This window comes from Metabacillus sp. KJ11-3 (genome assembly GCF_055808295.1).
Genome location: NZ_CM147865.1, coordinates 2,483,081 through 2,506,344 on the forward strand (window position 1 = coordinate 2,483,081; position 23,264 = coordinate 2,506,344).

At 34.9% G+C, this 23,264-nt stretch carries 26 protein-coding genes and 2 pseudogenes; all 28 read right to left on the reverse strand.

The window, feature by feature from the left end; all coding sequences use genetic code 11:
* Positions 1-6: 6 nt before the first annotated feature.
* The gene (gene flhB, locus AC0L8O_RS12615; RefSeq protein WP_473448859.1) at positions 7-1,089 is read right to left on the reverse strand and encodes a flagellar biosynthesis protein FlhB; all 1,083 of its coding nucleotides are present in this window, start codon (positions 1,087-1,089) and stop codon (positions 7-9) included.
* Positions 1,076-1,867 (reverse strand): flagellar biosynthetic protein FliR, encoded by a 792-nt coding sequence (gene fliR, locus AC0L8O_RS12620; protein ID WP_226528298.1) that lies wholly within the window; start codon positions 1,865-1,867, stop codon positions 1,076-1,078. Before fliR ends, flhB begins: the two co-directional genes overlap by 14 nt.
* Position 1,868: 1 nt before the next feature.
* Positions 1,869-2,138, reverse strand: coding sequence for a flagellar biosynthesis protein FliQ (gene fliQ / locus AC0L8O_RS12625; protein WP_026559338.1), 270 nt, complete (start codon positions 2,136-2,138; stop codon positions 1,869-1,871).
* A 14-nt stretch (positions 2,139-2,152) separates the two neighbouring features.
* Positions 2,153-2,818: a flagellar type III secretion system pore protein FliP gene (gene fliP, locus AC0L8O_RS12630; RefSeq protein ID WP_026559339.1), complete on the reverse strand. Its 666-nt coding sequence runs from the start codon at positions 2,816-2,818 to the stop codon at positions 2,153-2,155.
* The gene (locus tag AC0L8O_RS12635; RefSeq protein WP_473448388.1) at positions 2,811-3,341 is read right to left on the reverse strand and encodes a flagellar biosynthetic protein FliO; all 531 of its coding nucleotides are present in this window, start codon (positions 3,339-3,341) and stop codon (positions 2,811-2,813) included. Before AC0L8O_RS12635 ends, fliP begins: the two co-directional genes overlap by 8 nt.
* 192 nt (positions 3,342-3,533) lie before the next feature.
* Positions 3,534-3,896 (reverse strand): response regulator, encoded by a 363-nt coding sequence (locus tag AC0L8O_RS12640; RefSeq protein WP_026559341.1) that lies wholly within the window; start codon positions 3,894-3,896, stop codon positions 3,534-3,536.
* Between the two features lie 24 nt (positions 3,897-3,920).
* The gene (gene fliY / locus AC0L8O_RS12645; protein WP_473448390.1) at positions 3,921-5,195 is read right to left on the reverse strand and encodes a flagellar motor switch phosphatase FliY; all 1,275 of its coding nucleotides are present in this window, start codon (positions 5,193-5,195) and stop codon (positions 3,921-3,923) included.
* A complete protein-coding gene (gene fliM / locus AC0L8O_RS12650; protein WP_473448393.1) occupies positions 5,185-6,183 on the reverse strand; it encodes a flagellar motor switch protein FliM in 999 nt (332 codons plus the stop codon). The genes fliY and fliM overlap by 11 nt, the downstream gene beginning before the upstream one ends.
* A 34-nt stretch (positions 6,184-6,217) precedes the next feature.
* Positions 6,218-6,646 (reverse strand): flagellar basal body-associated protein FliL, encoded by a 429-nt coding sequence (gene fliL / locus AC0L8O_RS12655; protein ID WP_473448395.1) that lies wholly within the window; start codon positions 6,644-6,646, stop codon positions 6,218-6,220.
* Positions 6,639-6,860, reverse strand: a complete 222-nt coding sequence (locus AC0L8O_RS12660) for a flagellar FlbD family protein (protein WP_473448397.1) — start codon at positions 6,858-6,860, stop codon at positions 6,639-6,641. Before AC0L8O_RS12660 ends, fliL begins: the two co-directional genes overlap by 8 nt.
* A 50-nt stretch (positions 6,861-6,910) precedes the next feature.
* Positions 6,911-8,416 (reverse strand): flagellar hook-basal body complex protein, encoded by a 1,506-nt coding sequence (locus AC0L8O_RS12665; protein WP_473448400.1) that lies wholly within the window; start codon positions 8,414-8,416, stop codon positions 6,911-6,913.
* A gap of 84 nt (positions 8,417-8,500) precedes the next feature.
* Positions 8,501-8,872, reverse strand: a complete 372-nt coding sequence (locus AC0L8O_RS12670) for a TIGR02530 family flagellar biosynthesis protein (protein ID WP_473448402.1) — start codon at positions 8,870-8,872, stop codon at positions 8,501-8,503.
* A gap of 15 nt (positions 8,873-8,887) precedes the next feature.
* Positions 8,888-9,313 (reverse strand): flagellar hook assembly protein FlgD, encoded by a 426-nt coding sequence (gene flgD, locus AC0L8O_RS12675; RefSeq protein ID WP_473448405.1) that lies wholly within the window; start codon positions 9,311-9,313, stop codon positions 8,888-8,890.
* A 12-nt stretch (positions 9,314-9,325) separates the two neighbouring features.
* On the reverse strand, positions 9,326-10,798 hold the full coding sequence (locus tag AC0L8O_RS12680) for a flagellar hook-length control protein FliK (protein WP_473448408.1): 1,473 nt from the start codon (positions 10,796-10,798) through the stop codon (positions 9,326-9,328).
* A gap of 15 nt (positions 10,799-10,813) precedes the next feature.
* Positions 10,814-11,410 carry a MotE family protein gene (locus tag AC0L8O_RS12685; RefSeq protein ID WP_473448410.1) on the reverse strand — a complete coding sequence of 199 codons (597 nt, stop codon included), beginning with the start codon at positions 11,408-11,410 and terminating at the stop codon, positions 10,814-10,816.
* A gap of 10 nt (positions 11,411-11,420) precedes the next feature.
* Positions 11,421-11,864: a flagellar export protein FliJ gene (gene fliJ / locus AC0L8O_RS12690; protein WP_473448413.1), complete on the reverse strand. Its 444-nt coding sequence runs from the start codon at positions 11,862-11,864 to the stop codon at positions 11,421-11,423.
* Positions 11,864-13,183, reverse strand: coding sequence for a flagellar protein export ATPase FliI (fliI, locus tag AC0L8O_RS12695; RefSeq protein WP_473448861.1), 1,320 nt, complete (start codon positions 13,181-13,183; stop codon positions 11,864-11,866). Before fliI ends, fliJ begins: the two co-directional genes overlap by 1 nt.
* Before the next feature lie 13 nt (positions 13,184-13,196).
* Positions 13,197-13,856, reverse strand: coding sequence for a flagellar assembly protein FliH (fliH, locus tag AC0L8O_RS12700; RefSeq protein WP_473448416.1), 660 nt, complete (start codon positions 13,854-13,856; stop codon positions 13,197-13,199).
* A gap of 84 nt (positions 13,857-13,940) precedes the next feature.
* Positions 13,941-14,957 (reverse strand): flagellar motor switch protein FliG, encoded by a 1,017-nt coding sequence (fliG, locus tag AC0L8O_RS12705; protein ID WP_473448419.1) that lies wholly within the window; start codon positions 14,955-14,957, stop codon positions 13,941-13,943.
* A 12-nt stretch (positions 14,958-14,969) separates the two neighbouring features.
* A complete protein-coding gene (fliF, locus tag AC0L8O_RS12710) occupies positions 14,970-16,571 on the reverse strand; it encodes a flagellar basal-body MS-ring/collar protein FliF (RefSeq protein WP_473448422.1) in 1,602 nt (533 codons plus the stop codon).
* 70 nt (positions 16,572-16,641) lie between these two features.
* Positions 16,642-16,956, reverse strand: coding sequence for a flagellar hook-basal body complex protein FliE (gene fliE, locus AC0L8O_RS12715; RefSeq protein ID WP_473448425.1), 315 nt, complete (start codon positions 16,954-16,956; stop codon positions 16,642-16,644).
* A gap of 9 nt (positions 16,957-16,965) precedes the next feature.
* Positions 16,966-17,415 carry a flagellar basal body rod protein FlgC gene (gene flgC, locus AC0L8O_RS12720; RefSeq protein WP_473448427.1) on the reverse strand — a complete coding sequence of 150 codons (450 nt, stop codon included), beginning with the start codon at positions 17,413-17,415 and terminating at the stop codon, positions 16,966-16,968.
* A gap of 2 nt (positions 17,416-17,417) precedes the next feature.
* On the reverse strand, positions 17,418-17,810 hold the full coding sequence (flgB, locus tag AC0L8O_RS12725; RefSeq protein ID WP_473448430.1) for a flagellar basal body rod protein FlgB: 393 nt from the start codon (positions 17,808-17,810) through the stop codon (positions 17,418-17,420).
* A gap of 340 nt (positions 17,811-18,150) precedes the next feature.
* Entirely contained in the window at positions 18,151-18,930 is a 780-nt protein-coding gene (gene codY, locus AC0L8O_RS12730) for a GTP-sensing pleiotropic transcriptional regulator CodY (RefSeq protein WP_368659201.1), read from the reverse strand.
* Between the two features lie 36 nt (positions 18,931-18,966).
* A pseudogene (hslU, locus tag AC0L8O_RS12735) lies at positions 18,967-20,366 on the reverse strand (HslU--HslV peptidase ATPase subunit).
* A gap of 20 nt (positions 20,367-20,386) precedes the next feature.
* Positions 20,387-20,929: an ATP-dependent protease subunit HslV gene (hslV, locus tag AC0L8O_RS12740; protein ID WP_026559361.1), complete on the reverse strand. Its 543-nt coding sequence runs from the start codon at positions 20,927-20,929 to the stop codon at positions 20,387-20,389.
* A 23-nt stretch (positions 20,930-20,952) separates the two neighbouring features.
* Positions 20,953-21,854, reverse strand: a pseudogene (xerC, locus tag AC0L8O_RS12745) (tyrosine recombinase XerC).
* Between the two features lie 73 nt (positions 21,855-21,927).
* Positions 21,928-23,238, reverse strand: coding sequence for an FADH(2)-oxidizing methylenetetrahydrofolate--tRNA-(uracil(54)-C(5))-methyltransferase TrmFO (gene trmFO / locus AC0L8O_RS12750; protein ID WP_473448435.1), 1,311 nt, complete (start codon positions 23,236-23,238; stop codon positions 21,928-21,930).
* Between the last annotated feature and the right edge of the window lie 26 nt (positions 23,239-23,264).

Genomic DNA, 23,264 nt, shown 5'->3' on the forward strand with positions numbered 1-23,264 from the left:
CACTTTTTATGAAATAGATTTCGCTTGATATACATACGCGATAATCTCTGCAACAGCCTGAAAAAACTCATCTGGAATAGCTTGTCCAATATCTACCTGAGCATAAAGGGCTCTTGCAAGAGGGCGATTTTCTACCATCATGACGTCATTCTCTTTTGCGATTTCTTTTATTTTTTGTGCAACCATGTCTACCCCCATAGCGACAACATATGGAGCATCCATTTTTGTTTCATCATATTTTAACGCAATAGCATAGTGAGTTGGATTTGTGATGACAACATCGGCTGTAGGAACATCCTGCATCATCCTTCTCATCGCCATTTCACGCTGCCTTTGCTTTATTTTTGATTTTATGAGCGGGTCACCATCAGATTTTTTATATTCATCCTTAATGTCTTGTTTAGACATTCTTAGGTTTTTTTCATAGTCATATTTCTGATACATATAATCAAGCAATGATAATAATAGCAGGGCAATCGACGCAGATAGCCCCATCTTAACAGTTAAGGACCCGATAAATTGTAGTGACTGTTCAACAGTCATTTGTGACAATCTCAATACATTATCAAGTTCAAGCCATAAAACGGAAAATGTTACAACTCCCACAAAGGAGATTTTTAATAACGATTTAACCAGTTCAACTAACGCACGTATTGAATAGATCCGTTTAAAACCTTGGATTGGATCCAATTTATTTAACTTCATTTGAATAGCTTCCGTTGAAAATAAAAAGCCTACTTGTAAATAATTTGCTAAAACCCCCGCAACCAAAGCAACTCCCATAATCGGTGCTAAAATCATAGTTGCTTGATAAGCAAGTGTTAAAAAAACGTCATGAACATTTTGATTTGTTACATCAATTAATAAATAATCCTGGAATATACCTCTTAGCATAATAAGTATTCGATCTCTCATGAAAGCGCCAATGAATATAAACGATAAAAAAACAGTAAGAAGTGAAAGTGCTGTATTTACATCTGCACTTTTAGCTACCTGACCTTTTTTTCTTGCATCTTGTTTTTTTCGTGGAGTAGCTTTCTCGGTCTTTTCTCCAGAAAAAAACTGCAAATCTAATCTAAGTAGGTTGATTGCCTCCACCTCCAAACAACTCCATTAGACCACGCATTGTATACGTCATCGTCTCAAATAATTGTGACATTAATAAAAATAATGCGCTCATTGTTAAAATGAGCATGATAAAACTAACAATAATTTTCAAAGGCAATCCAACAACAAAAATGTTCAATTGAGGAACAGTCCTTGCAACGATGCCTAGAGCTATATCTACTAAAAAAAGCGATCCTACCACAGGAATTGACATTTGAAAAGCAATGATAAACATTGAATTAAACGAAGTGATAATAAACTCAATAATATTTTCATTACCCATAGGAAGAAAAGGTTGATTTATTGGCACAAATTGATAGCTGTAATATATACCATCTAATAAAAGATGATGTGCGTTTGTTGTAATAAGTAATAATAATGCAAAAGTGTACAAGAATTGACCTATTAGCGGGCTTTGTGCTCCTGTTTGGGGATCAATAACATTCGCTATAGCAAATCCCATCTGAAAATCGATAAAGCTGCCGGCAATTTGAACTGCTGCAAGGATAAAATATGCTGAAAACCCGATCGCAAGGCCAAGTAATACCTCTTTTAAAATAAGCATGAAATACTGACCATCAACTTCAATAGTCGGCGGATTTATAGAAAAGAACATGATCCATGCTAAAAAGAAAGAGAAACCAATTTTATGTGTATTAGGAATATTTCGATATGAGAAAAAAGGCATTGTTACAAAAAAAGCCGTAACCCTCATAAAAATCAGAAGAAATGCAGGATAATTTTCCAGTAAAGTTACCATTTTATCCTACAAACCTATTTAAATTTCCAAAGATATCTTGTGCATAAGATATAAGAGTGGACAACATCCAGGGTCCAAAAAATATTAAGCCTACTAATACGGCGACGATCTTTGGGATAAAGGCCAGTGTTTGTTCTTGAATTTGCGTTGTAGCTTGAAAAATACTTACAATAAGTCCAATGACTAATGCTACTAACAAAAGAGGTCCACATATGATCAGTACAGTATAAACAGCTTTTTCAGCTAATGAAATAACAAACTCGGAGCTCATTCATTCACACCCTTCTAAAAACTTTGTAACAATGACTTCACAATTAAATACCAACCATCTACTAATACAAATAGAAGAATTTTAAAAGGCAGAGAAATCATAACTGGTGGTAACATCATCATTCCCATGGACATCAAGATACTTGCAACGACCATATCAATAACTAAAAACGGTATAAAAATCATAAAACCAATTTGAAAAGCGGTTTTTATTTCACTTATAGCAAAGGCAGGAACCAAAGCCGTTAATGGGATTTCTTCTATGGAATTAGGATTATCTATGCCAGCATAATTTAAAAATAAAGCTAAGTCTTTTTGCCTGGTGTGTTTGCTCATAAACTCTTTAAAAGGATTTGCAGCTCTTTCATAAGCTTCTTCGAGACCTATTTCCTCATTAAAAAGAGGCGTTAACGCCTGTTCATTTACTTGAGAAAATGTAGGTGCCATTATGAAAAATGTTAGAAACATAGCTATACCGATTAATACTTGATTCGGTGGCATTGATTGTGTTGCAAGTGAAGTACGAACAAATGACAATACAATAATAATCCTTGTAAAACAAGTCATCAATATTAAAATACTGGGTGCAATCGATAATACCGTTAATAATAATAGAAGCTTTACAGAAGTACTGACGTCTTCCGGGTTACTATTATTAAAAAACTCCATAAACTCATTCATTCTTCTTTAGACCCTTTCTTTTAATATCATCAAACTGTTTTGTTCGTTCTTCCTTTATTTTTTGTAATTGTTCATTTAACTTTGTTGAAAAAACTGGTGTATTTGAGTTTGAAATGGTCTTATTCCCTTTTGATCGGTGAACGATTGTTGAAGCTAACTTTTGGAATATATCTTTCGAATCAATGACCGTTTCTTGTTTTCTCTCGAAGTCTTCAATAATGCTCTTACTCTCCTGCTCATCCTCAATTTCCTTTAACAAAGTAATCGACTCGCCAACTCCGACAACTAACACGTGTTTTCCGACTTTTACCATTTGAACTGATTTATTTTGCCCTAGATTTGTTCCGCCTAAATTCACAATAGCTTGTCCTTGCTGAAAAACACGATTTTTCTTGGTGACAAACTTCAATAAGGCATAGATAAGAAATATAATAAAACCCAAAGCAAATATCATCTTCATAAAATCCCATGCTGTTATTGAGAGTGCATCCCCTTGCACGTCGGTTTCTTTATTTAGTTGCACATGATCTTGTATTTCCTGGTTTTCATTTAATTGATTTTGATTATTTTCTTGCTCTTGCTTATTAATATTTTCATATACACTTTCGTTTTGTGTGCCCTCCGCAACTACAATCGCTGTAGGTTGCGGAGCAAAAAGATAAGAGCTATTACCGTCAATATGAGGGTTTTTCTATGAAGCAAAGTCTCTCCACCTTTAACTTAATGTTTTTCCAATTGCCTCTAAAACACGATCAGCTTGGAAAGGTTTTACAATAAAGTCTTTAGCACCTGCTTGAATCGCATCAATAACCATTGCTTGTTGCCCCATTGCCGAGCACATTATAACTTTAGCATTACTGTTGATTTTTTTAATTTCTTTTAATGCTGCAATTCCATCCATTTCAGGCATTGTGATGTCCATCGTTACTAAATCTGGTTGATGTTCTTTGTATTTTTCAACAGCTTGTGCACCATCAGCTGCTTCAGCTACTACTTCATACCCATTTTTCGTTAAGATATCTTTAATCATCATTCTCATAAAAGCTGCATCGTCTACTATCATAATTTTGTGTGCCATTTTCCCCACTCCTACTTTACAAATTTATTTTAATTTGTTTAATCGTTCTGATTGACTAATAATGTCTGTTACACGGACACCAAAGTTCTCATCAATAACAACAACTTCTCCTTTTGCAACAATCTTATTGTTAACTAATATATCTACATGTTCTCCAGCAAGCTTATCTAATTCAATAATGGACCCTGAAGATAATTCAAGAATTTCTTTTACGGAACGTTTTGTTCTGCCTAATTCCACTGTTACCTTTAAAGGGATGTCTAACAGCATATCCAAGTTTTGCATTCCATGCTGTTGATATGAAACTTGCTCAAAAGAAGCAAATTCAGCAGGTTTTACATTAACTGAAGGCTGTGGTCTTTGTTGAATAGGCTGCCCGGGAACAGACTCGAACATTGGTTGTCCGAATTGTTGCTGGTACATTGGGTTATTAAAACCCGACTGTTGTTGCTGCATTTGTTGCTCATATACAGGTTGAGCATGTGAGTTACTCTGTTGAGCATCATTTTGATTTAAATGTGTCATCTCAGGTATCGGTGCATGTATTACTGCTTGTGGCTCCTGAACCTCTTTTATTGCTTCGGCAGTAGCAGCCGCCTCCTGTTTTGGATTAATTAATTGATCTATAAGATCCTTGGCAAAATGTAAAGGCAATAATTGCATGATATTTGAATCAATTAATGTTCCAATCTTTAATCTGAAAGATACCTGCACAAACAACTCATCATTAGGTATTGTATTTGCCTCTTCCGTTTCATTTGCATCAAGAAGTTCTACACTTGGCGGAGAGATGTCTACCTTTTTATTAAATATGGTTGACATCGATGTTGCCGCAGAACCCATCATCTGATTCATCGCTTCCTGAACTGCACTGACTTGAATTTCTCCCAACATTTCATCGGGATTTGTTCCGTCTCCACCAATCATTAAATCTGCAATAATTGCTGCATCGCTTTGCTTAATAACCAACAAGTTACTTCCTGAAAATCCTTCTGTATAATTCACTTCTATCGCAACATAAGGATGTTGAAATTGTTCACCTAATTTATTTTTGTGAATGATTGACACGCTTGGTGTTGTAATTTCAACTTTTTGTTGTAAAAGAGTTGATAAAGCTGTTGCTGAGCTTCCAAATGAAATATTTCCTATTTCACCAATTGTATCTTCTTCCATTGCGTCAAAATAATCTTCATTATTTATAAGTACTTCTGTCTCTACAGGATGTTCCTCTTCATCAATACTTGACCCTTTTAAGAGTGCATCGATTTCATCCTGCGATAACATATCATTACTCACCATCTTCGTCACCTCTCGATAAGTGGTCAATAATTTGAACCGCTAATTTTTTGTTCATTTTTCCAGGTTGTCCTGTAAACTTTGGCTTATCACCTATTTTAACCACCAATGGCTGGTCGATGACGCAATCTAATTGGATGACATCACCAAGTTGTAATTGAAGAAAGTCTTGTATTGATATATCTGATGTTCCAAGCTCAGCTGCAACTGTAAGATCAGCAAGATTAATTTGCTTTCTTAATGCATCCATTTCATGTTGCTTTGGCTCTTTTCTGTCAGACTGCATCCAATAATGTACAGATAACTTAGGAATAATAGGTTCTAAAACAACGTGCGGAATACACAGGTTTATCATACCGCTTGTTTCTCCCACTTGAATATTCAGGGATATTACGACAACCGTTTCATTAGGGGAAACCATTTGTAAAAACTGTGGGTTAACTTCAAATTCCAACATACTTGGTTCAATTTCAATTAATGATTCCCATGCCTCTTGATAATTATCTAATGATTTCTCAAAAATATTTGAAATAATTTTTGTTTCAATTTCTGTTAAACTTTCTATTTTATTAACACTCGCTCCGATTCCACCCATAATTCGATCCATCATAGCGTATGCTATATTAGGATTAACTTCCATAAGTACTCTACCATCTAATGGAGCAACTTCAAAAATATTTAACACCGTCATTTTAGGGATGGATCGGATAAATTCCTCATAAGGCAGTTGGTCAACAGAGCCAACTGTAATCTGTATATATGTGCGTAATTGAGCTGAAAAATAAGTCGTTAAAAGTCTAGCAAAATTTTCATGGATTCTTGTTAAACTTCGAATTTGATCTTTTGAAAATCGTAAAGCTCGTTTAAAATCATAGACCTTTACTTTTTTACTTGACTCTTCTTTTTTTAATTCATCTGCATCCATCTCACCAGTTGAAATGGCGGATAGCAAGGCGTCAATTTCACTTTGTGATAAAATATCACCTGCCAAAGTTTTCACCTCCTATTTTTATTTTAATGTTCAATTATTGAAGGATATAGGATGTGGTATAAACCTTTTTGACCTTGCCTTCTTGCATTAATGCATTAATTTTATTGGAAATAGACTCTTTGAGCTTATTCATTCCATCTGTTCCTTCTATTTGTGAAGCCTCCATATTAGCTAACTCCGAAATAATAATATCTTGAGCCTGGAAGGAACGTTGTATTAATTCTTCTTTTGCTTTTTTCGAATCTGTTTCAATTTTAAATGATATGCGCACAATATTACCGCTGGATAAATTTGTGGTTATTTCGGGTATATCGACTGATGCTTCAACAACTTCTTCTATCGAAGGTTCTTTATGCTCATCTTCATTTCCTAAAAATTTAGTAACGACGACTAGTGCTGTAACACCAATTAATGTAATAGACCCTAAAATAACTAGCATAATAGTTAAAAGCTTCTTATTCATCACCAAAAACCTCCGTGTCTTTTCTCAAAGACAAAACATTGATATCCCGATAAAAGGAAGAAATTTTCATAGCCACCTCATGCTGAGGTTCTCTTACAACATATTTATGCCCATTCGTTAAGGTTATGGTTGTATCAGGAAATGACTCAATCACTTCAATGTATAAAGCATTTAATGTAAATTGCTTTCCATTCAACCTTGTTAATTGAATCATATTTTATAGAGGCTAACGTAAAAGATCTAGTGTTAGCCTCTTCCCCCTTGCTATCGTTTTAGACCCATTAATTCTTGTAAAATTTCGTCTGACGTTGTAATAATTTTTGTATTTGATTGGAAACCACGCTGTGCAACAATCATTTCTGTGAATTCTTCTGATAAATCTACGTTCGACATTTCTAGAGCACCTGCAATAATGGATGCTGCTCCATCTTGTCCAGCAATTGCAAGTTCATTAAGTTGAATACCATTATTATTTTTATCAATAGAACCTGAGTTTGAGGATTGCTTGAATAAGTTTCCCCCAACTTTTTCAAGTCCACCTGCATTGGCAAACATAGCTACACGAATTTGCCCTGCAACATTTAGTTCACCGGCATTATTAACAAAAGTCACAGTGCCATCAGGTCCGATACTAAAACTTTTTGCATCTAAAGGGATTTGTATTAATCCTGCTTCTCCACTTAGCTTATTGGTAAATGAAGGGTCTTGTAGGTTTGATGCTATACTTTCAAAATTAATAACAGATTGTCCGATTTTTTCCAGGTCAATCATGTTGTTGCTTAAATTTGATAGCATTGTATTTAAATTCGATAAAGTTGCATCCGGTACACCTGCACCCTGTCCAGGAACTGTGTAAGTACCATTAATTTGAGATATTGTTGTATTAAATTCTTTAATTATAGTTCCTAAAGGTGCAGTCGAATTAAAAGAAGCTACAGCTGTATTTAACGCCCCAATATTTCCTCCACTAAAACCATTCGCAGTCGTATTATAAGCTGTTTGGGCGGTACTAAATTGACTTACTAGTGTTGTTAATGCAGAATGTGAGCTAACCATAGCATTGTATAAAGGTCCACCTGTTGCAGGAGCTTCATTTTTTGTATAGCTAATTTGAGCATCATTATATTCTTGGTATGCATTCATAAGATCATTCGCTTGTTTAGTGAAATCTTCTAAAGCTGTAGTCATATTTCCGAATGGCGTACTAAAGTTATTAATGGCATTTAAAGCGTTTTGTGACTTTGTAATTGCTTGTTGGGTAGGTACTGACTTTTGTCCAGTTTCACCAATTACAAACAACCCTTCAGCTGTAACTAAATAACCACGATCATCTAAATATAAATTCCCTGCTCGTGTATAATTCATATCAACTGCAGAATCAATGGCACCGGCAATAATGTTATTTCCAATTTGATTTCCTTGGTCAATATTTACTCTACTTAAATCATTTATAGATGCCACAGGGATAAAGCCATCTCCTGCTAAAGCAATATCTAATGTTCTAGAAGTAGTTTGTGTTGAACCAGATGTATGAATTGTATCAATTGAACTAATTTTTGCACCTAACCCTATTTGTTGTGGGTTTGTACCTGCGGTAGTTTGTGTTGAACCAGCCGCTCCTGCTATTTGTTGGTTTACTAAGTCAGCAAATGTTGTACGAGATTTTTTAAATCCATAAGTGTTTACATTTGCAATGTTATTACCAATAACATCTAGTTTTGTCTGAAAGTTTTTCATACCACTAATTCCGGAATATAGTGAACGTAACATATATATTCTCTCCCTTTTACCAATTGATAGATTTAGTTGCTTCTGTCGATCCACAACTCAAGGCTTCCATATTTGGTCCAGCCATTAATCCATAATAATTGTTCCATTAATATTCGTAAAAATCTGTGTTTTTGCTTCTTCACGATCCATTGCTGTAATAACCGTATTATTTTGGGTGTTGATGATTAGCGCTGCTTCATTTAGTAGAACTAGTGAATCCTTAACACCCATCTGACTTGCCTTGTGTATCTTATTTTCAATAAGTGACCAATCTGCCTCGGATATAGTTATATGCCTTTGGCTTAACCTTTCATGGGCATGTTTACTAATTTTCAAATGATGCTTTTCATTTATTTCATTAGTTAAATATTCTTTAAATCTATTAGGCTTTGAAATTTGTTTTTGAATCTGCTGCCCTGATTGAAAATGATTGATATTATTTATTTGTAGAGACATTGTTCATCACCATTATTAATCTGCTTTGGATACTTTTATAATGTTATCAACTGAAATGAAAGAACCATTTTCAAGTTCTAATTCAAGGCCTTTATCACCTTTTTTTACAGATTTTACTACACCTGTTCCAGTTTCTTCATTAGAGTTCTTCCATTCGATATTTTTGCCAATCATTTCTGAATACTTTATGATAGAATCTCCTTGCGTCTGAATATTAATATACTTCTCTAACATACTGGCCATATTTGTTGTTTGCTCTAAGGTAGAAAACTGAGCCATTTGTGCAATAAATTCCTTATCCTCCATCGGATTTAGAGGATCTTGGTTTTGTAATTGTGTCATTAATATTTTCAAAAACTCATCTTTTCCAAGGTTTGAGCTACCTGTATTCGTAGTTGATGGTTTACTCGATAATAATAAAGTAGGATCAATCGATGTCATGAGATCGCCTCCTTACACAGTTGTATTTAATGCTTCTCTTAATGAATTTATAAAGGTTTGTTCACTATTATCTTCTTCGTCATGCTGCTGTTGTTGCTGCTCACTATTGCTGTCTCCTCTGTTTTCAGAATGATCTCTCAACGTTTTTGGAGGTTGCTCAGCTTGAACCTCATAACGTTCAATTTCTATTTGAACAGAAGGTAGCACCTGTTTTAACTGATGAATACTATGATCTAATAAGTCTTTAGCAGATTGAGAAGAAGTAATAAGGCGAGCGACCATCACTCCTCCATTCTTTTGAATGAGCCTTACTGTAATTAAACCTAAATGCTCTGGGTTAAGCTTAAGTATAAGCCTATTAGCTCCATTAGGCATTTGTCCGAATTTACTATTTTTAAAAGCATTCAAAAGTTGATTTGTAAACTCATGACGAGAAGAAATATCTGTTTTGGTAAATCCTTGTGACTCATTCTCACTTGAATTCAGCTGATTAAGATGAATAACAAAAGTTTCTTCTCTTATATCGTTGGCAAAGTTCTCAACTTGTAATTGTTTTTTTGAATCAACCGACATAAAATTAACATGCTGTTCGAATTCATTTAGCAAATTGAGATTATTTTTTATGTCTTTTTGTAAAAATCTATCAACTTCATTAACGAATAATGATTTTATTGCTTGAAGATCAGCTTTCTCTAATAAACTTTTAATTAACTCCTTATGATCAGTCAAGGAAGAAACAGAGCTGAGTTCGGCGATTATGTTATTTTTCACTTGTAAATCACTTTGGATCGACTCATTTTTATGAACTTTTAAATCATTGCTTATCTCTAACAATTTATCTAATATTTCAACATTTTCTGTTCCCTTGTTTATTAACCTACTTATTAGCATCTGTCCTTCTAGCTGTGTTTGGTCTTTGGAATTCATTTTAGCAAAACTTTTCAACATACTTTCTAAACTAATTGATTGGTCATTTTTAAAAGAAGGAAATTCATTCTCTAAGTACTTATTAATATCAGTCAATACCGAGTTGAAATCAGATTGTATTGAATCACCCGAATCTTCTATTACTTTAACCAAAGATAAAATATTTACAATTGTTGGTTCGTTTTTAAGTTCTCCTATAAGCTCAATTATTGAAAGCTTTTCAGACAATACCTCCGCTATTTCAATGCTAATTGAATATAATGTTGCTGATATTTCTCCACTTTCATCAAGAAAAGAAGTAATATTCACTTCTCCTATAGATTCAGTTGAAATTGTCTCTTGTTGAAGCTGATTCACAATATTATTTAAATCATTAATAATTCCTTCAATTGATATTTTCTCGGAACTAGAGTTATTCAAACGATTTGTTTCATCAAGTTGCTTGACCGCACTTTCTCTAGACAATAAGTTTCTAAAACTCAAACTACTAGTTTTAGAGCCTTGACCAGAAGTAGTGGATAATGAATTTACTTTTTGTGAAAATGGTAAGATCTCCAAAATTCCACCTTCCTTTTACTCTGAGTTTGAAGATAAAAGATTAGTAAACTTTACAGCATCCTCAACAGACATTTTAGATAAAATATCCGCAACTTGTTTGTCATCAAGAGACGACAGGATTAATAAAGCATCCTCTTGCGTGAGGTTTGGAATAATCCCCGCGGCTTTTTTGCTGCTCATATTATCATAAAGTTTACCAATATCTCTTGATTGGCTCTCTTCTTCAGCTTTTGCTATTTCTTCTATTTGTTTTTCTAAGGAACTAATTTCTTGGGTTAATTTTTGAACTTCTTTTTCTTTTGTTTCAACATCGTTTTCTAATGCACTAATCAAGTTTGCTTGATCTTCGATCTTTTTCTCAAGTTTTTTGTTTTCTTCCAGTGTTTCTTGTTCTTTTACCGCAATCGCTGATTCATCAGTTTTTTCTTCCTCTTTATTTACTAAGTTTTCAACAACAGGAATACTTGTGATCGTTGACTTTGCTTTTCCTAGTACGTCAAAGCCTGCAACAGATAAAATAATTAATACAAGTGTTAGTGTAAAAACAACCGGAATAAAGATTACAAAGAAAAACCATTGAAGTTTACTATATTCCTGCTTTTCGGTTTCCATCTGTATTCACCTAATTTCCACGGTACATAAAAGTTTGAATTGAAAGATCATCCATAAACTTATTTTCAAGCTGTTTTGAGTGATGAACATATTCGTTAAACTGTTTTTCTTTTAGCTTTTCATACTTCTTTAATTCCATGTTTTGATACATAAGCTTCGATTGCTTTTCATTCATTCTATTGCGAGTTAACAAAACGAGATTTTGATAATGGGAAATGGTTTTTTCAATGTTTGTTACGAATTGTTGATAATGTCTTATTTCTTGTACAGACATACCTGAATTCAGTCTTAAAAGAGTATTTTCCTCCAGTACCTCTTTTTGTTTTAGAGATTCATAGAGTTTGCTTGCCACTGTTTCAAAATCATTAACAGACTGGTTATACTCCGCAAGAGATTGTTCTTTTTCATTTTCTTTAATATCCATTATTTTTTGAAATCGAAAATGAATTGACATTAAAAATCACCTTTTTCAATCAACTGATTAAGCGAACTAATACTTTGTTCAATGGAAACTTTATCTTCAACATTTTGTTTCAAATATGAAATGATTTTTGGATAATACTTAATCGCTTCATCTATTTCTCTAGATGAACCTCTTTTGTATGCACCAATATTGATTAAGTCTTCAGAGTTTAAGTATGTGGATAAAAGATCTCGTAATTTAGATGCTGAGCTTTTATGATTGGAATCAACAATTTGATTCATAACACGACTTATACTTTTTAACACATTTATTGCCGGGAATTGGCCTTTATTTGCTAGCTGTCGATCTAACACAATATGCCCATCTAAAATTCCGCGAACAGTATCAGAGATTGGCTCATTCAAATCATCACCATCTACTAAGACTGTATAGAAAGCTGTAATTGTTCCAAGTTCATTCGTACCCGTACGTTCTAATAATTTGGGCAAAATAGCAAATACAGACGGTGTATATCCTTTTGTCGTTGGAGGCTCGCCAACGGCAAGCCCTATTTCACGCTGAGCCATTGCAACACGAGTAACGGAATCCATCATAAACATTACGTTCAATCCTTTATCACGAAAGTATTCAGCTATGGCAGTGGCAGTGTAAGCTGCTTTCAGTCTCATTAATGCAGGTTGGTCGGATGTAGCAACAACGACGATGGATCTTTTTAAACCTTCCGGACCTAAATCCCGATCAATAAATTCACGTACTTCCCGACCACGTTCACCTATTAACGCGATTACATTTAAGTCTGCATTTGTATTTCTTGCAATCATACCCATTAATGTACTTTTCCCAACACCACTACCTGCAAATATACCCACACGTTGACCTTTACCCACAGTTAAGAGACTATCAATAACTCGCACTCCGACTTCCATTTTTTCATGGATGGGTGGACGTTTCATTGGATTTGGAGGTGATTGATCTGTTGGAACCCTAGCTAAGCCTTTCGGTAGTGATGACTCATTTAAAGGTAAGCCAAATGAATCTAGTACTTGTCCAATCAGGCCTGTACCTACTTTTACAGTTAAAGGCTGTTCTGTTGCCTCAACAATACTTCCGGGAGAAATATGTGTTACTTGCAGATAAGGCATGAGGAGAACATTTTCATCCTTAAAGCCAACAACCTCAGCAGGAATTTTCGCTTTATTCGTAGATCCGGCATAAATGTAGCACAAGTCACCAATTGAGCTTTCCGGACCTCTTGATTCAATCATAAGACCAACAACTCTTTTTACTTTTCCGTATCGTTTATAAGAATCCAATGTGTCGATTGCATGTACTAAATCTGCTGCTCTCAGTTCATACCACCTCTTACCCTAGTAAATCCATTAATTGTTTTTTTAATTGTTCTAATTGTGTATCAATGCTGGCATCTATTCGACCAAAAGCAGATTCTATAAAACAATCATGTTCGTTTAATTCTGTATTGGCATAGATATTAAAATCTGTATCATTTGTCACCAATGTTCTTAATTCGTCCTTTTGACTTAATACGAATTCGTAATATTGAGGATGGACGTGTATTTTAATATGTTCATAATCCTTCACTTCGCTTAGACCCTTTTTGACAAGAGGTAGAAAATGATTAGGTGATTCCGATAATTTAGCAGCTATGATTTTTTCTGCAATTTTTATCGAAAGTTCTAATATGGCATTTTCTGCTGATTGGATTTTTTCGTCATAATCACGTTTAGACAATTCAATGACATGATTCGATTCTTCAATCATTGACTGGTATTGTCTCAATGCTTCCTGTCTACCGAGTTCTAAACCTTCTGCATATCCTTCTTGTTTAGCCTGTTCCATTAATTGTTCATGTTCCTGATCCCAATTACTCTTTTCGAACTGTATTTGCTGTTGGATGATTGAAGATTCTTCCATAGCCTTTTGGATCATTTGGTCTGCATCATTTTTTGCAGATTGAATGATAAAAGAAGCCTCTTTGATCATTTCAGGGTTATTTTCATTCAATTTTTCTTGGAGAAGTGTTTTAATTGTTTGAACAGCAATTTTTTTCCCTCTTCATGATGATTTGTATATTGCGACTTAATCAGCCTAGACAATAATATCATCTCCTCCACCGCGGGCTATGACAATTTCTCCGGCTTCTTCAAGTCTTCTAATCACTCCGACAATTCTTGACTGAGCTTCTTCAACATCGCGAAGTCTAACAGGTCCCATAAATTCCATTTCTTCTTTAAATGTATCTACCATACGTTTAGACATGTTCTTATACACAACATCGCGAACTTCCTCACTGGCCACTTTAAGTGACAGCATTAGGTCTTCATTCTCCACATCTCTGATTACACGTTGTATTGCACGGTTATCGAGCGTAACAATATCTTCAAACACAAACATTCTCTTTTTAATTTCTTCCGCCAAGACAGGGTCTTGTATTTCAAGAGAATCTAAAATCGTTCTTTCCGTGGTTCTGTCAACTCCATTTAGCACTTCCACTACTGCTTCAATTCCACCGGTTTGTGTGAAATCTTGAGTAACTGTTGATGATAGCTTTCGTTCAAGAATTTGTTCAACTTCATTAATAATTTCAGGAGCTGTTCGATCCATTACAGCAATCCTTCTTGCAACATCAGCCTGTAGCTCTTGTGGCAATTCTGATAGTATTTGACCAGATTGAGCAGGTTCTAAATAGGACAAAATAAGTGCAATTGTTTGTGGATGTTCATTTTGAATAAAATTCAATATTTGAGAAGGATCCGCTTTCCTTGCAAAATCAAACGGTTTAACTTGTAAGGATGAAGTAAGCCTATGAATAATGCTTGTTGCCTTCTCAGAACCGAGGGCTTTTTCCAGCACTTCTTTCGCATAAGCTATACCACCCTGTGAAATAAACTCTTGAGCCATCGCAATATCGTGAAATTCCTCTATTATTTCTTCCTTCTTCTCGGCTTCGACTTTGCGAACACCGGAAATCTCTAAAGTAAGTCTTTCAATCTCTTCTTCAGATAAATGTTTATAGACAGATGCAGATACCTCCGGACCTAAAGAGATTAAGAGAATGGCTGCTTTCTGTTTACCTGTCAATGCGTTATTTTCTTTTCTTGCCAAGTCTCTAACCTCCTAGTCTTCAGATATCCAAGTACGCAATAGTTTTGCAAAATCTTCCGGATTCTCTTTTGCCATTTTTTCAAGTTGTTTTTTACGGACAGTAGTCTCTGATTCAACTTCATGGTTAATGTCCGGGACATTAAACGAAGTTTCAACAGGGATATCATCCTCTTCATATTCTTCTTCACTTTCTTTTTTCTTTCTAATAAGAAGAATGATAAGAATAACGATCGCTAATAACAAGACGCCTCCAACAATATACATCCATATAGGAATCGTTTGACTTGCTTCTGTTTCTTCAGTTTGAAGTTTTCCGTCAAATGGTTGAACTGATACAACAATTTTGGAGTCAACTTCCTCATCCGATAGCGGCTCTTCTGAAAAATCCTTATTAATAGATGTCCTTACTACAGTTGAAAGAATTTGTTGAATATCTTCTTCTCGTTCTGGTGTAAATGATAGTGGATCTTCAGGATCCGGTGGTTCAACCATAACTTGAATTCCCAAATCACGAATTTTATAAGGACTTTCAACAATCTGTTTATTTATACGATTCACTTCGTTATTAATTCTTTCCTCAATTCGCTCGTAATCTCCATCACCTGAGGTTTCTGTTGTCGCTTCATATCCTGGAACATCCGTTTCCCCAGTTCCATTCACACCACCTGCTGCTGCAGCTCCATTACCAGTGTAAGCCTCAGTTATTCGTTCAACACTTACAGCTAATCCTTCGTCTTCCCCTTCTACAACAGGTGAAACAAGGTTTTCTTCGCGGTTTTCTTGAGTGAAATCAATATCAGTTGTTATTGCAACTACTACCTTGTCCTGTCCCATCATTGTGCCTAATAGTTTCTGAACATCTCTTTGTATATCTTGTTCGATTTGTGATTTAATTTCCTGTTGTGATGCATAGCTTGTACCAGGTGAAGTATTTTGTCCACCATTTAAATCATAATAGTTAAAATTTTGATCCATAATGACGATATTATCAGTCGAAAGATTTGGTATACTTTTTGAAACCAAATGAAAAAGGGCATTTACTTTTTCCTGATCAAGTTGAGCCCCTGGCTCCAAATTAAGAACAACTGAAGCAGAGGAACCTTCTTGTTGATCACCAACAAAAACTGATTCTGTTGGAAGGTTAATCATCACACTTGCATTTTTGACTCCTTCAATACCTTTCATTAAATTAGCCAACTCAGTTTGTGTTGCCTTAAGTTTAATTACATCAAACTCCTTATCCGTCATCCCAAAGCCGGAATCTTGACCAAAATATGAATAGTCAATTATTCCAGAATCAGGAACACCTTCCGCAGCTAACTCAACCATTAAAGTATCGACCATCTCATTAGGCACCAAAATTGATGTACCATTGTTAGAGATTTCTGATTTTACACCTTTTGCATCAAGTGTTTCTTTTATTTGACCAGTTTCAGCTGGAGAGAGATTTGAATAAAGAGGAACTAAATTTGGTCTGGACATAAAGTAAGTTAGTAACCCTACTACAACAAAAAACAATATTACACTTGAAATAATGGTTGATTTTTGTAACTTACTCTTCTGTTGCCATACCCCGGATAGTTTGTCTTTAATAGTTAATAATTTTTCGTTCATTCCATAAAATCCCCCGGTTACAATGACATTTGCTAGTTAGTAATCAAAGTATTTCAAAAGATTCTTTATACTAAACTTGCATTCTCATCATCTCTTGATAAGCTTCTATTGCTTTATTTCTTACTTCCACCGCAGTTAGTAGTGTAATACTGGATTTCTGAGATGCAATCATCACATCATGAAGTTCTACATTTTTCCCCGTTGCTAGTGCTTCTGTCATTTTGTCAGACTCTAACTGTGCTTTATTAACATGATCAATTGCTTGTTTCAGAGTTTCCCCAAAGCTTGTCTTACTATCTGTTTGATTGGTATTTATTGAAGTAAACTTAGGTTGTATTTGAATGGGTTGATTTGATAACTGGAAAGGATTAACACTGTTTATCATAACTATCACCTATTTTCCTATTTCTAGAGCTTTCATTAACATTCCTTTGGATGCGTTCATTACCGTAACGTTAGCTTCATACGATCTTGTGCTGCTAATAAGGTCGACCATTTCCTTTAAGGGATCAACATTAGGCATTGCTACATAACCTTCTCCGTTAGCATCTGGGTGTTCTGGATCATATACAAGTTCAAAGGGAGTTTGGTCCTCGGTAATTTCGGTTACCTTAACTCCCCCTTCCGTTTCTTTTGAGCCTATAGCCTTATTTAAAAAAGAAGAAAATTGATTTCCTTGTGGCTGAGTAACAACCATTTTCCTACGATATGGTTGCCATTCACCATTTACAAATTCCCCTCTTGTCGTATCCATATTGGCCATATTTGAAGAAATAACATCCATTCTTACTCGTTGTGCAGTTAAGGCTGAACCGGATGTATTGATTGATTGAAAAATCGACATGGTTAATTGCCACCTTTTATAACAGTTTTCAATGAGTTAAATTTGCCACTTAATCTCTCAATTAGTGCATTATATTGAATTTGGTTCTTTGCCATTTCGGTCATTTCCTGATCTATATCAACATTGTTACCATTATGGTTATAATTCGTATTATTCTTTGTTACGATCCGAAAACTGGATGAATCTGAACCGCCGAATTCTATATGCATGCTATTTGTTTTATTTGCTTGAAGCTTTTGCATTTCATTCGATAATGTCGTATCAAACCGAACGTCTTGAGCTTTATAATTCGGAGTATCTACATTTGCAATATTTTTCGAAATGACTTTTTGCTTAGCAGTTGACTGTGAAATGGCTTTTTCTAGGCTTGTAATAGTATTTGAAAATAAATTCATGATATCCCCTCACAAAAGTAAACATAGGTACGTATTATATAGTGTCGAAATATGTTAATTCCTATCTAATTGTATGAAATAATAGTCTTAAAGTCCATTAAGACTTTGTAAAAAAAAGTCGGATTTTCTATCTATTTTAAAAAGAGGACTATTGTACTACGCTTTTTTTACTGGATGAGGGTGTACGCTAGTTTAAAAGAGGTACTGATTAATCCTTTTATAAGGTACCATATAATTCGACAAATCCATACATATAATTTTTTTCCAATTTTAATAATTGTAATACGCTTGTAACATAAAAAGGGGATGATCAATTGATCATCCCCTTTTTGCAAATTTTTTAATTTGTTTTCATTTTTTCTAATTCAACTAAGAACTTGGCATTTAATACTTTAATATACGTTCCTTTCATACCAAGTGAACGAGATTCAATAACACCGGCACTCTCTAATTTGCGAAGTGCATTGACGATAACTGATCTTGTAATTCCAACCCGATCAGCAATCTTACTCGCAACTAATAATCCTTCATTACCATTTAATTCTTCAAAGATATGTTCAATTGCTTCTAATTCACTATAAGAAAGTGAACTGATAGCCATTTGAACAACTGCTTTGCTACGTGCTTCTTCTTCAATTTCTTCTGCTTTTTCCTTTAAAATTTCCATACCTACCACAGTCGCACCGTATTCTGCCAAAATTAAGTCCTCATCAGCAAATTGCTCTTGAACTCTTGCAAGAATAAGTGTTCCTAAGCGCTCCCCTCCACCGATAATCGGGACAATTGTTGTTAACCCATTTTCAAATAATTCACGGTTTTCAACTGGGAAAGCAGTATATTCACTGTAAACATCAATATTTGAAGATGTTTCAGTTATGTTAAAAAGATTGTTTGTATAACCTTCAGGGAATTGGCGATCTTCCAACATTTTTTTCATGCGTTCATTTTCAATTTGTTGATTAATCGCAAATCCTAGTAGTTTTCCTCTACGGCTGACAACAAATATATTCGCTTCAATTACTTCGCTTAGTGTCTCTGACATTTCCTTAAAGTTTACTGGTTTTCCTGCCGCTCTTTGAAGCATTGCATTAATCTTACGTGTTTTTTGTAATAAAGACATGTATGGTTCCTCCTGTAACATATGAAATTATATGTACTATAATATAAATTGGCTTAGATCTTTATTTTTTGATATTTTACCTAGTTTATCTTCTACATATTGTGGAGTAATCACAATCTTTTCAAGGTTAATATCTGGGGCTTCGAATGATAGATCCTCTAATAGTCGTTCAAGTATTGTATGTAATCTTCGAGCACCGATATTATCAGTGTCCTGATTTACATCAAATGCTACTTCAGCTATTTTACGAATAGCTTCGTCAGAAAATTCTAATTCTATACCTTCAGTCTCAATTAAAGCTTTATATTGCTTTAATAATGCATTATCCGGCTCAACTAATATCTTCACAAAATCTTCAACGCTAAGTTTTGTTAGTTCTACCCGAATCGGAAATCTTCCTTGTAATTCAGGAATAAGATCAGATGGTTTCGCAATATGGAAAGCACCTGCTGCTATAAATAACATATGATCTGTCTTTACAGATCCGTACTTCGTAACAACGGTGGATCCTTCAACAATAGGTAAAATGTCTCTTTGTACACCTTCTCTTGAGACATCAGCAGAACCACCTTTTGACTTGCCGGCAATTTTATCAATCTCATCAATAAAAATAATACCAGTTTGTTCCGCTCTTACAACAGCTTCTTGACTCACTTCATCAAGATCGATTAATTTACTAGCTTCCTCGTTCGTTAACACCTTTCTTGCTTCTCGAACAGTCAACTTTCTTTTTTCTTTTTCTTTGGCATTAAACTTCCTAAAGCATCCTGCATATTCATACCCATTTGTTCCAAACCCGAACCTTGGAGCATATCAAACATTGAAGCTTGTTGTTCCTCAATCTCAACGGTAACATAATGATCCTCAAGTTCACCTAATGCTAATTGATGAGCAATTCGACGGCGTTTTTCCTGCATAGATGTATCATCAAATGATTGATCATCCTGTTCATGTGATTGCTGATTAGCTGCACCAAACAACATTTCAAGTGGATTCTTCGCAGTTGATTGTTTTTTCTTACCAGGAACGAGCAGCTCAATTAGCCGCTTGTTTGCATTTTCTTCAGCAAGCCCTTTTACATCAGATATTTTTTCTTCCTTTACTAATCGAACCGCTGTTTCTACTAAATCTCTAACCATCGATTCAACATCTCTACCGACATACCCAACCTCAGTAAATTTTGTTGCCTCAACTTTAATAAATGGAGCATTTACAAGCTTTGCAATTCTTCTTGCAATCTCCGTTTTCCCAACACCTGTAGGTCCTATCATAAGAATATTTTTTGGAACAACTTCTTCTCGCAGCTTTTCTTGTAATAAACTTCTTCTATAACGATTTCTCAATGCAACCGCTACTGCTTTTTTTGCTTCCTTTTGTCCTATGATATATTGATCTAAACGTTCGACAATTTGTTTTGGTGTTAGTTGGTTATTCATTTAGCTCTGCCTCCCTTAAATTAAAGTTCTTCAACAATAATATTCAGATTGGTATAAACACAGATTTCTCCAGCAATTGTTAGAGCTCCCTCCGCAATCTCACGAGCTGTTAACTGATCACCTGAAAATCGCTTTAAAGCCCTGCCTGCAGATAAAGCATAATTACCACCAGAGCCAATAGCTAAGATACCATCGTCCGGTTCTATCACTTCACCTGTTCCTGATACTAGTAATAGATCTTTCTCATTCATGACAATCAGCATTGCTTCTAGACGTCTTAATACCTTGTCACTTCGCCATTCTTTTGCCAGTTCTACTGCAGCACGTTGTAAATTCCCATTATATTCTTCAAGTCTGCTTTCAAAGAGTTCAAATAATGTAAAAGCATCAGCAACCGAGCCTGCAAAACCAGCAATTACTTTCCCATTAAATAATTTCCTAACCTTTTTAGCCGTATGTTTCATTACAACAGCATTACCTAACGTTACTTGTCCGTCACCTGCCATTGCAGCCTTTCCATTGTGATGAATAGCAAAAATTGTTGTCGCATGAAATTGAGACATTTTTCTACCTCCAATATTAAGCATTAAGCTCGAGGGTGATGGGCCATATACACTTTCTTCAAGTGTTCTTTTGTTACATGTGTATAAACTTGAGTAGAAGATAAATGTGAATGCCCTAGCAATTCTTGAACACTTCTCATATCAGCACCTTCATTTAATAAATGTGTAGCAAAAGTATGCCTAAACATATGTGGGTGAATATGTAGAATTGAAGAGACATTTTTTATCATCCTATTAAGAATATGTCTTATTCCCTGGTCTGTTAGCGCTTCACCACGGTGATTTGCGAATAAATATAGATGGTCTTCCTTCTGTTTGCTTATTAATAATTTCCGGCCATCATAAATATAACGTTCTACCGCATCTTGAGCATAGGCACCAAATGGAATGTATCGTTGTTTTCCACCTTTACCAGTAACAAGTATTGTTCCGATAAAAAAGTCAATATCAGAAATCTTAATCCCACAACATTCACTGACACGAATGCCGGTGCCATATAAAATTTCAACTAATGCTTGATTTCTTTGTCCTATAGGAGTGTGAATATCCGACACGGAGAATAATTGCTTAATCTCATCTTCATATAGAAACTGAGGAATTTTCTTCTCCTGTTTAGGAATTGAAACAAGTAAAAAAGGATTTTCATTGAGAATACTTTCTCGTATTAGAAACTTATAAAAACTTCTTAATGAGGAAATCTTCCTTGAAATTGTTTTTCTAGAATACTTTCTTGTATGTAACTGAGTTAAATATAACCTTGTATCATTATATGTAATTTCTTCTAGATGTAGGATTGCTTGTTCTTTCATAAAGGAAAAAAATCTTCAATGTCTGTGGTATAATTCACAATTGTATATTTTGAATAATTTTTCTCAATTTGTAAATATTCAATGAACAAATTTAAATAATTCTTAACATTTGTCACTCTAGACACCTCACAACAACACAAAAGGGCTACTAAATGTTATCACAACAGTAGTAGCCCTTGCAAATTATTTCTATAGATCTTTCGAAATTTTTTGAATTGTTTCCAACGCTCGCTTTGCATGCATTTCATTACGCTCTTTTTTACCTTTAATTTGTTTTGGAAGTGGAGCAAATATACCAAAATTCGCATTCATTGGTTGGAAATTGTCTGCATTTGTAGATGTGATATATTTCGCCATACTTCCAATCGCTGTTTCATTAGGAAATTCAACCAACTCTTTATCTAAAACAAGATGTGCTGCATTTATCCCTGCTACTAATCCAGATGCTGCGGATTCTACATACCCTTCAACACCAGTCATTTGCCCGGCAAAGAACAGATCTTTTCGATTTTTATATTGATAAGTTGGCTCAAGCAATCTAGGGGAGTTGATAAATGTATTACGATGCATAACACCATATCGAACAATTTCAACATTCTCCAATCCAGGGATAAGGGACAGCACCTCTTTTTGAGGTCCCCATTTTAAGTGAGTTTGAAAACCAACAATGTTGTAAAGTGTACCAGCTGCATCATCCTGTCTTAGTTGGACAACCGCATATGGTCTCTTCCCTGTTTTAGGATCTTCCAATCCTACAGGTTTAAGGGGACCAAACAACATTGTCTTTTTCCCTCTTTGAGCCATTACTTCAATAGGCATACAGCCTTCAAAGAAGATTTCCTTTTCGAATTCTTTTAATGGAACAGTTTCTGCAGCTATTAACGCTTCATAAAAACGGTCGAATTCCTCTTCAGTCATGGGACAATTTAGGTAAGCTGCTTCTCCCTTATCATAGCGGGACTTTAAATAAACCTTGTCCATATTGACGCTATCCTTCTCAACAATTGGTGCTGCAGCATCATAAAAATACAAATACTCCTCACCAGTTAATGACATTAATTGCTCTGAAAGTTTCTTTGATGTTAACGGTCCTGTAGCAATGATAGTAGGACCATTTGGTATCTCCTGGACTTCTTCATTTACTACCGTTACATTAGGGTGTCCCTTTACGAGCTCTGTTACCTTTTGAGAGAATTCATGCCGATCTACTGCAAGTGCACCACCTGCCGGCACAGCACACTCATCAGCTGCTTTTATAATGACTGAGTCTAATAGCCGCATCTCTTCTTTTAACACACCGACAGCGTTTGTTAAATTATTTGCTCTTAAGGAATTACTACAAACTAACTCTGCAAATTTATCTGTGTGATGTGCCGGTGTTTGTTTTACAGGTCTCATCTCATATAACCGAACTTTTATTCCTCTTTTTGCTAATTGCCATACAGCTTCACTACCAGCTAAACCTGCACCTATTACATTTACCATTGGTTCATGATTCATTTTTACCTAATCCTCCAACTACATTT

Excerpts from the sequence above, each read along its gene's own strand:
- fliR (WP_226528298.1), bottom strand. The coding sequence starts at position 1,867 with ATGGTAACTTTACTGGAAAATTATCCTGCATTTCTTCTGATTTTTATG.
- fliQ (WP_026559338.1), bottom strand. The coding sequence starts at position 2,138 with ATGAGCTCCGAGTTTGTTATTTCATTAGCTGAAAAAGCTGTTTATACT.
- fliP (WP_026559339.1), bottom strand. The coding sequence starts at position 2,818 with ATGAATGAGTTTATGGAGTTTTTTAATAATAGTAACCCGGAAGACGTC.
- AC0L8O_RS12640 (WP_026559341.1), bottom strand. The coding sequence starts at position 3,896 with ATGGCACACAAAATTATGATAGTAGACGATGCAGCTTTTATGAGAATG.
- fliY (WP_473448390.1), bottom strand. The coding sequence starts at position 5,195 with ATGGTGAGTAATGATATGTTATCGCAGGATGAAATCGATGCACTCTTA.
- fliL (WP_473448395.1), bottom strand. The coding sequence starts at position 6,646 with ATGAATAAGAAGCTTTTAACTATTATGCTAGTTATTTTAGGGTCTATT.
- AC0L8O_RS12660 (WP_473448397.1), bottom strand. The coding sequence starts at position 6,860 with ATGATTCAATTAACAAGGTTGAATGGAAAGCAATTTACATTAAATGCT.
- AC0L8O_RS12665 (WP_473448400.1), bottom strand. The coding sequence starts at position 8,416 with ATGTTACGTTCACTATATTCCGGAATTAGTGGTATGAAAAACTTTCAG.
- AC0L8O_RS12670 (WP_473448402.1), bottom strand. The coding sequence starts at position 8,872 with ATGTCTCTACAAATAAATAATATCAATCATTTTCAATCAGGGCAGCAG.
- flgD (WP_473448405.1), bottom strand. The coding sequence starts at position 9,313 with ATGACATCGATTGATCCTACTTTATTATTATCGAGTAAACCATCAACT.
- AC0L8O_RS12685 (WP_473448410.1), bottom strand. The coding sequence starts at position 11,410 with ATGGAAACCGAAAAGCAGGAATATAGTAAACTTCAATGGTTTTTCTTT.
- fliJ (WP_473448413.1), bottom strand. The coding sequence starts at position 11,864 with ATGTCAATTCATTTTCGATTTCAAAAAATAATGGATATTAAAGAAAAT.
- fliF (WP_473448422.1), bottom strand. The coding sequence starts at position 16,571 with ATGAACGAAAAATTATTAACTATTAAAGACAAACTATCCGGGGTATGG.
- fliE (WP_473448425.1), bottom strand. The coding sequence starts at position 16,956 with ATGATAAACAGTGTTAATCCTTTCCAGTTATCAAATCAACCCATTCAA.
- flgC (WP_473448427.1), bottom strand. The coding sequence starts at position 17,415 with ATGTCGATTTTTCAATCAATCAATACATCCGGTTCAGCCTTAACTGCA.
- flgB (WP_473448430.1), bottom strand. The coding sequence starts at position 17,810 with ATGAATTTATTTTCAAATACTATTACAAGCCTAGAAAAAGCCATTTCA.
- codY (WP_368659201.1), bottom strand. The coding sequence starts at position 18,930 with ATGTCTTTATTACAAAAAACACGTAAGATTAATGCAATGCTTCAAAGA.
- hslV (WP_026559361.1), bottom strand. The coding sequence starts at position 20,929 with ATGTCTCAATTTCATGCGACAACAATTTTTGCTATTCATCACAATGGA.
- trmFO (WP_473448435.1), bottom strand. The coding sequence starts at position 23,238 with ATGAATCATGAACCAATGGTAAATGTAATAGGTGCAGGTTTAGCTGGT.